The sequence below is a fragment of the Saprospira grandis DSM 2844 genome (genome assembly GCF_000275825.1).
Classification (GTDB): Bacteria; Bacteroidota; Bacteroidia; order Chitinophagales; family Saprospiraceae; genus Saprospira; species Saprospira grandis_A.
Window position 1 is genome coordinate 1,837,163 of record NZ_JH719942.1, and the last position, 6,000, is coordinate 1,843,162.

Below are 6,000 nucleotides of genomic sequence, written 5' to 3' on the forward strand. Positions count from 1 at the left end.
CCCCCAGGCCCTAGCCGCTCTTGGCCCAGCGCTGCGCAGCCGTGGCCGCAGGCCAGACCCAGTTTTTTGAGCGTAGCGAAAAAAACGCAGGGCCGAGCAGACCTGCGAGCGGCGACAACAAGGACTTTAGTCCGCAGTTCGACGACCGAAGGGAGTAACCATAGCGGCGGCCGACCTAGGCCAAAGGCCTAGCCGGCCGCGGGCCCCAAATCCTAAAAAAAAGAAAAGCTCCCTGATTTTCAGCCCACAAAAGCAGCCAAAAACTAGATTTAGCCCCAAGGCCCTCAAGTTTTAACACAAGTTCATTATCTTCGCAAGAAGTAACCAAATACCAGAAAAAATGCAAATCGAGGCTTTTGAGAAGGCCAATCTGCTGGCCCAAGAAGTGGCCGCAGCAGCGCCTCAAAATAAAGAAGAACTAGAGCAGTTTCGTTTAAAATTTTTAGGGACCAAAAACCAACTCAAGCCCCTTTTTGGCGAGATGCGAAATGTCCCCAACGAACGCAAAAAAGAATATGGCCAACTGCTCAATGAAATCAAGCAGGCCGCAGAGGCTAAGTTTTATGCTAAAAAAGAAGCACTAGAACGGGCCGAATTGAAAAACTATGAGCGCATTGACCTGACCGCTCCCGCCCAGCCCGAAAACTGGGGTAGCCGCCATCCCGTGGCCTTGGTCATGGAAGAAATGTTGCAAATTTTTGAGCGCATTGGCTTTTCGGTAGCCGAAGAACGTGAAATTGAAGACGATTGGACCAACTTTACGGCTTTGGGCACCCCCGAGGACCATCCCGCCCGCGATATGCAGGATACTTTTTATGTCAAAGATCCTGAAAAAATGGTTTTGCGCACCCATACTTCTCCCGTACAGATCCGAAGTATGCTCAAGCAAAAGCCCCCTTTGCGCATTGTGGCCCCTGGCCGAGTGTACCGCAACGAAACCGTTTCGGCCCGTTCGCACTGCCAGTTCCACCAAATCGAGGGACTTTATGTGGCCAAGGATGTCAGCTTTGCCGACCTTCGCCAGACGCTTTACTATTTTGCCAAAGAAATGTTTGGCGCCACCAATATCCGCCTGCGCCCCTCTTATTTTCCATTTACAGAGCCTAGTGCCGAAATGGACGTTTATTTGGGCCTAGATACAGAACGTGACCGCCGCCTGACTAAGGGCACAGGCTGGCTAGAGGTTTTGGGTTGTGGTATGGTAGACCCCAAAGTGCTAGAAAACTGCGGCATTGACCCCGAAGAATATACAGGTTTTGCCTTTGGTATTGGAATTGAGCGCATTGCCCTTTTTAAATATGAGGTAGATGATATTCGCCTATTTTTTGAAAACGACCAGCGTTTTCTCAAGCAATTTAATCCTGTGCTCAATGCCTAATTGGACGCCTATTTTGCTATTTATTTTGGGCCTTTCTCTCTTGACCGCTTGTCAGGAGGAAGGCCCAGATTATAGCCAAGAACAACAAACTCCTCAAGCGGCAATCAAAGCCTTTTATACGGCTGTAGCCGCAGAAGATTTTGCCAAAGCCGAGGCCTTTTGCGAGCCCTCTAGCCAACAACAATTGCGCTACTTTGCCACCGAGCTGCAGTTTAAGTCGGCCAAGCCAGCACAAAAAGAGGCCCTACTCGATAAGGTCCGTTTTGATTTTAGCCAACTGGACTGCCAAGAAAAAGACGGCAGCACCAGCTGCCAACTCTGCTGTAATACCAATCAAGAAGCCGTAGATATTGAAATGGTCCAAAGAGAAGGCAAATGGCTAGTTGTTGCCAACTTAGACAATTACTAAACAGTTCTCATCCATCAATCCAATCGCTTATGCAGGCTTTTCAACGCCTCCAAAATGCTTATCGGGCCTATGCCGCCCAAGAACAATTTGGCCAAGGTCGACCTCCGGAGCTTTATCAGCCCCTAGATTATATTCTTTCTTTGGGCGGCAAGCAAATGCGGCCCATTTTGCTGTTAATGGCCGCCGAACTCTATCTGGGCCAAGATATTGAAACCGCCCTGCCCGCCGCCTATGCCATAGAGCTTTTCCATAATTTCTCACTCATGCATGACGATATTATGGACCAGGCCGATTTGCGCAGAGGAAAGGCCACGGTGCACAAAAAGTTTGATACCAATACCGCTATCCTTTCTGGAGATGTGATGCTGGTCTATAGCTATAAATATTTGGCCCAATCGGCCAGCGGAAATTTAGCCGACTTGCTCGATTGCTACAATGAAACGGCCATCGGCGTTTGTGAAGGCCAACAAATGGATATGAACTTTGAGCAAATGCAAAGCGTCGCCCTAGAAAGCTACCTCAAAATGATTGAGCTCAAAACCTCCGTTCTGCTCTATGGCGCCATGAAAATGGGGGCACTCATTGGCCAAGCCCCAGCCCAAGAGGCCGAACTATTAGGCGAATTTGGCCGAAATATGGGCATCGCCTTCCAACTCCAAGACGATTATCTCGATAGCTTTGGCGATGCCGCTACCTTTGGAAAACGCATCGGCGGAGATATTCTGCAAAATAAAAAGACGGTCCTTTATATTAAGACCCTAGAGCTAGGCACAGCCGCCGATAAAAAACAGTTATTGGCCCTCTATCAGCAAGCTTGTCCAACCGAAAAAGAAGAGGAGAAAATCGAAACTGTTAAGGCTATTTTTGAGCGCTCTGGCGCCAAAGCCGCCCTTGGCCAAGCCGTAGAGGATTACCGACTCAAAGCCGTTGCTTTCTTAGACCAACTCCCCAAAAGCCAAACCGATAAAGCGCCTCTTTATCAGTTTCTCCATTTTATCATGCAACGCCAACACTAATGCGCCATGAAGTCCCTTGCTTTTTTTCTCTGCCTTTTTTCTTTGGCTAGTAGTTGGGCCAAGCCTTTTTCTATAGAGGATTTGGACCCCGCCAAAACGCAGGCTTATATCTTGCAGTTTCAGCATATCGCTATTGCCGAAATGGACCGAGCAGGCATTCCCGCTAGCATCAAAATGGCCCAAGGTATTCTAGAGTCAGGCGCTGGCGCTAGCCAACTGGCCATTCAGGCCAATAACCATTTTGGAATCAAATGCGGCGGAAAAAAGCATTGGGATGGCCCCAGTTTTTACCTCTGGGATGATGAAACCGTCAAATCTTGCTTTCGGGTCTATAAACAGGCCGAAAAATCTTATATCGCTCATAGCGAGTTTTTGCGCAACCCCAAAAAAACTTGGCGCTACGGCTTTCTCTTCGATCTCAATAAAACAGATTATAAAGCTTGGGCCAAAGGGCTGCAAAAGGCAGGCTATGCTACCGCAAAAACCTATAGCAAAAATCTCATTAGCATCATTGAGCGCTATGAGCTTTACCGTCTGGACCATCTCTCTTTTCAGGATTTACAACTGGCCCCAGGCGAATTAGACAGCATTTTTAATCTGCAACCGCCGCCAAAAGATAGCCTTAATGGACCAGAAGAGCGGCTGGCGATTCGCATTCCCGACCCCTTCGGAGAAATTCAGGATACCGTAGAGCTCGAATTGCCCAAGAGCATTATTGAGGTCAATGGCCGCAAAGCAATGGTCCTACAAGTTGGCGAAAGCCTCCACGAACTGGCACAAAGAGCCAATATTAAGCTCAAAAAGCTAGAGCGCTACAACGATTTTGCCGAGCAGGGCCGCCCTAGGGCGGGACAATACGTCTTTCTCCAACGCAAAAAGAAACGCTATAAGGGCAAACAGCATTTTCATATCCTCCGAAAAGGACAAGATCTGCGGGCCGTTTCGCAGTATTATGGCATCCGCCTAAAATCACTCGAAAAACTGAATAAAATCTACCGCAAAACCCTTCCCCAAACGGGCAATAAAATCCGATTGAAGAAGAAGTAGTAGGTGGTTTTGGGGCCTCCGCCTCGCTTCGCTCCTCGGCGCTACGCTATGGGGCTCGCAGGTCTGCTCGGCCCTTCGCCAGCAAGCTGGCTCGGTCTGGCCTGACGGCCACCCCGCCGCATCGCTAGGCCATTTACGGCCTTTGGCCGTATAAAGCGGGCCGATTGGCCAAAAATAAATTTACACTATGCAATTTAAGGATGTATTGGGCCAAGAGGCCGCTATAGAGCAACTCAAAGTTTCTTATGAACATGAACGCACCGCTCATGCCCAAATTTTTGTGGGGCCAGAAGGGGCGGGTGGCCTGGCCCTTGCCCTCGCCTATAGCCAATACCTCCTTTGCGAAAAAAATGAGTCTGGCATTACCGATGCCTGTGGGCAATGTAATGCCTGCAAAAAGGTGCAGAAAAATATTCATCCCGACCTCCACTTTTCTTACCCCAATATTGATAGCAAAGCCGTGAGCAGCGACCATATTAAGGAATGGCGCAAAATGCTCGCAGAAAAAGGCCCTTATGTCAATATGAACGATTGGCTTTTTTATTTGGGGGCCAATAACCAGCGTGGCAATATCAATAAGCGGGAGTGTGTAGATATTGTGCGCAAATTTAGCTTTACCCGGGTAGAAGGCCGCTTTAAAATCCTTTTGCTTTGGATGCCCGAATATTTGGACAAGGAGGGCAACCGCCTGCTCAAACTCATTGAAGAGCCCGAGCCCAATACCGTTTTTCTATTAGTTGCCGAACGAGCCGAGCTTATTCTTAACACCATCCTCTCTCGCTGCCAGTTGCTCAAGCTACCTGCCTTACAAGACGAACTAATTGCCGAGGCCTTGGTCCAAGAGGGCATTCCTACACAAACGGCAAAAGAAGTAGCCTACCTTTCGGAGGGCAACTACCGAAAAGCCAAACAGCTGGCCAGTGGCCAAAACCAAGAAGAGCAGCAACTGGGGCAAGCCTTTGCGGGCTGGCTCCGCGCCTGTTATCAGGGCCGTGGCCCTATGGTCTATTGGGTAGAGCAATTTGTGACGGGCAAGCACCCCAAAGAAGGCAAAAAGGGCAGTAAAACAGGTCGTAAAGAGCAATTGCTTTTTTTGGAATACGGCCTCTTTTTTCTTAGAGAGCTCAGCTTGCTGCAGGCGGGTTTTCCCGCTAGTGGTTTGCGCCTATCGGCGCAGGACCAAAAGGCGGCCCAGGGCCTAGCAAAATTGCTTCCCTTGCCCGCTATTGACGAGCTGCAACAGCTCTTTAACGATCATCTGTATTTTATTGAGCGAAATGCTCATCCCAAGGTCCTTTTTTTGGACCTCTCCATTAAAATTCATCGCATTTTTAAGCCCCTTTAGCCCTTTAGGCTGCCCATGCCGCCATCTAAGCCTAAAATTTGGCCCGTCATCCATTGGCTATTTTGGTCCAGAAGATAATAGGCCAAGCTAGCAATATCTTGGGGCTGCCCGATGCGGCCCAAAGGGTGGCGTTTGGCGGCAGACTCCTGCTTGGCTTCCGTATTGAGTAAGCGCTCGGCCAAATTGGTATTAGTGAGAGAAGGAGCAATAGCATTGAGGCGAATATTATGGCTGGCCCATTCTGCAGCTAGAGATTTAGTGAGGCCCTCTAGGGCGCCTTTGGCCATAGCAATAGCGCTATGAAAGGGCATGCCCAGCTTAACCGCCACCGTACTAAAAAGGACCACAGAAGCGCCTGCTTCGGCCTTTTTGAGTTGGGGCAAAGCCGCTTGTAGCAGGCGGACCGCCCCCATCACATTCAGCTCAAATTCTTGATTAAACTGTTCTTCTTTGATACGATGAAAGGGGCGTAAATTGATGCTTCCGGGGCAATAGACCAGGCCATCTAGTTGGCTGGGCAATTGGGCCAAAAGCGCCTTAGGATCATCCTGTAGGGCATCGTAGCTAATATTTTTGCCCAAACCTTCTGCCGAGCGGCTGGCATTATAAACTTGGGCCCCTGCGGCTTGGAGTTTTTGGGCCAAGGCGGCGCCAATGCCGCGGCTAGCGCCAATAATGAGTATTGATTTTCCTTGCATAATGGATTGTTTTAAGCTGAGCTTGTTTAAATTTTTTAGTCAGCAGCTAGACTAAGGCAAAAAAAAATGCTGCAAAGCGCTTATTATTGTTGATTACGACAAAAACA

At 49.0% G+C, this 6,000-nt stretch carries 6 protein-coding genes; 5 read left to right on the forward strand and 1 reads right to left on the reverse strand.

Features of this window, described 5'->3' with window-relative positions:
* Positions 1–340: 340 nt before the first annotated feature.
* The 5 genes from pheS (at position 341) to SAPGRDRAFT_RS08350 (ending at position 5,195) form a co-directional block, all read left to right on the forward strand.
* The gene (gene pheS, locus SAPGRDRAFT_RS08330; RefSeq protein WP_002658658.1) at positions 341–1,378 is read left to right on the forward strand and encodes a phenylalanine--tRNA ligase subunit alpha; all 1,038 of its coding nucleotides are present in this window, start codon (positions 341–343) and stop codon (positions 1,376–1,378) included.
* On the forward strand, positions 1,371–1,787 hold the full coding sequence (locus SAPGRDRAFT_RS08335; protein WP_002658660.1) for a hypothetical protein: 417 nt from the start codon (positions 1,371–1,373) through the stop codon (positions 1,785–1,787). Before pheS ends, SAPGRDRAFT_RS08335 begins: the two co-directional genes overlap by 8 nt.
* A gap of 29 nt (positions 1,788–1,816) precedes the next feature.
* Complete coding sequence (locus SAPGRDRAFT_RS08340) at positions 1,817–2,803, forward strand: polyprenyl synthetase family protein (RefSeq protein WP_002658661.1); 987 nt, start codon at positions 1,817–1,819, stop codon at positions 2,801–2,803.
* A 6-nt stretch (positions 2,804–2,809) separates the two neighbouring features.
* Positions 2,810–3,850 (forward strand): glycoside hydrolase family 73 protein, encoded by a 1,041-nt coding sequence (locus SAPGRDRAFT_RS08345; protein WP_002658663.1) that lies wholly within the window; start codon positions 2,810–2,812, stop codon positions 3,848–3,850.
* Positions 3,851–4,037: 187 nt separating this feature from the next.
* Positions 4,038–5,195, forward strand: coding sequence for an ATP-binding protein (locus tag SAPGRDRAFT_RS08350; RefSeq protein WP_002658665.1), 1,158 nt, complete (start codon positions 4,038–4,040; stop codon positions 5,193–5,195).
* On the opposite strand, the gene SAPGRDRAFT_RS08355 is transcribed toward SAPGRDRAFT_RS08350, so the two are convergent.
* On the reverse strand, positions 5,192–5,893 hold the full coding sequence (locus SAPGRDRAFT_RS08355) for an SDR family NAD(P)-dependent oxidoreductase (RefSeq protein WP_002658667.1): 702 nt from the start codon (positions 5,891–5,893) through the stop codon (positions 5,192–5,194). The genes SAPGRDRAFT_RS08350 and SAPGRDRAFT_RS08355 overlap by 4 nt on opposite strands.
* Positions 5,894–6,000: the final 107 nt, after the last annotated feature.

Bases quoted from the DNA above. Each gene is read 5' to 3' on its own strand.
- pheS (WP_002658658.1), top strand. From the start codon at position 341: ATGCAAATCGAGGCTTTTGAGAAGGCCAATCTGCTGGCCCAAGAAGTG.
- SAPGRDRAFT_RS08335 (WP_002658660.1), top strand. From the start codon at position 1,371: ATGCCTAATTGGACGCCTATTTTGCTATTTATTTTGGGCCTTTCTCTC.
- SAPGRDRAFT_RS08340 (WP_002658661.1), top strand. From the start codon at position 1,817: ATGCAGGCTTTTCAACGCCTCCAAAATGCTTATCGGGCCTATGCCGCC.
- SAPGRDRAFT_RS08345 (WP_002658663.1), top strand. From the start codon at position 2,810: ATGAAGTCCCTTGCTTTTTTTCTCTGCCTTTTTTCTTTGGCTAGTAGT.
- SAPGRDRAFT_RS08350 (WP_002658665.1), top strand. From the start codon at position 4,038: ATGCAATTTAAGGATGTATTGGGCCAAGAGGCCGCTATAGAGCAACTC.
- SAPGRDRAFT_RS08355 (WP_002658667.1), bottom strand. From the start codon at position 5,893: ATGCAAGGAAAATCAATACTCATTATTGGCGCTAGCCGCGGCATTGGC.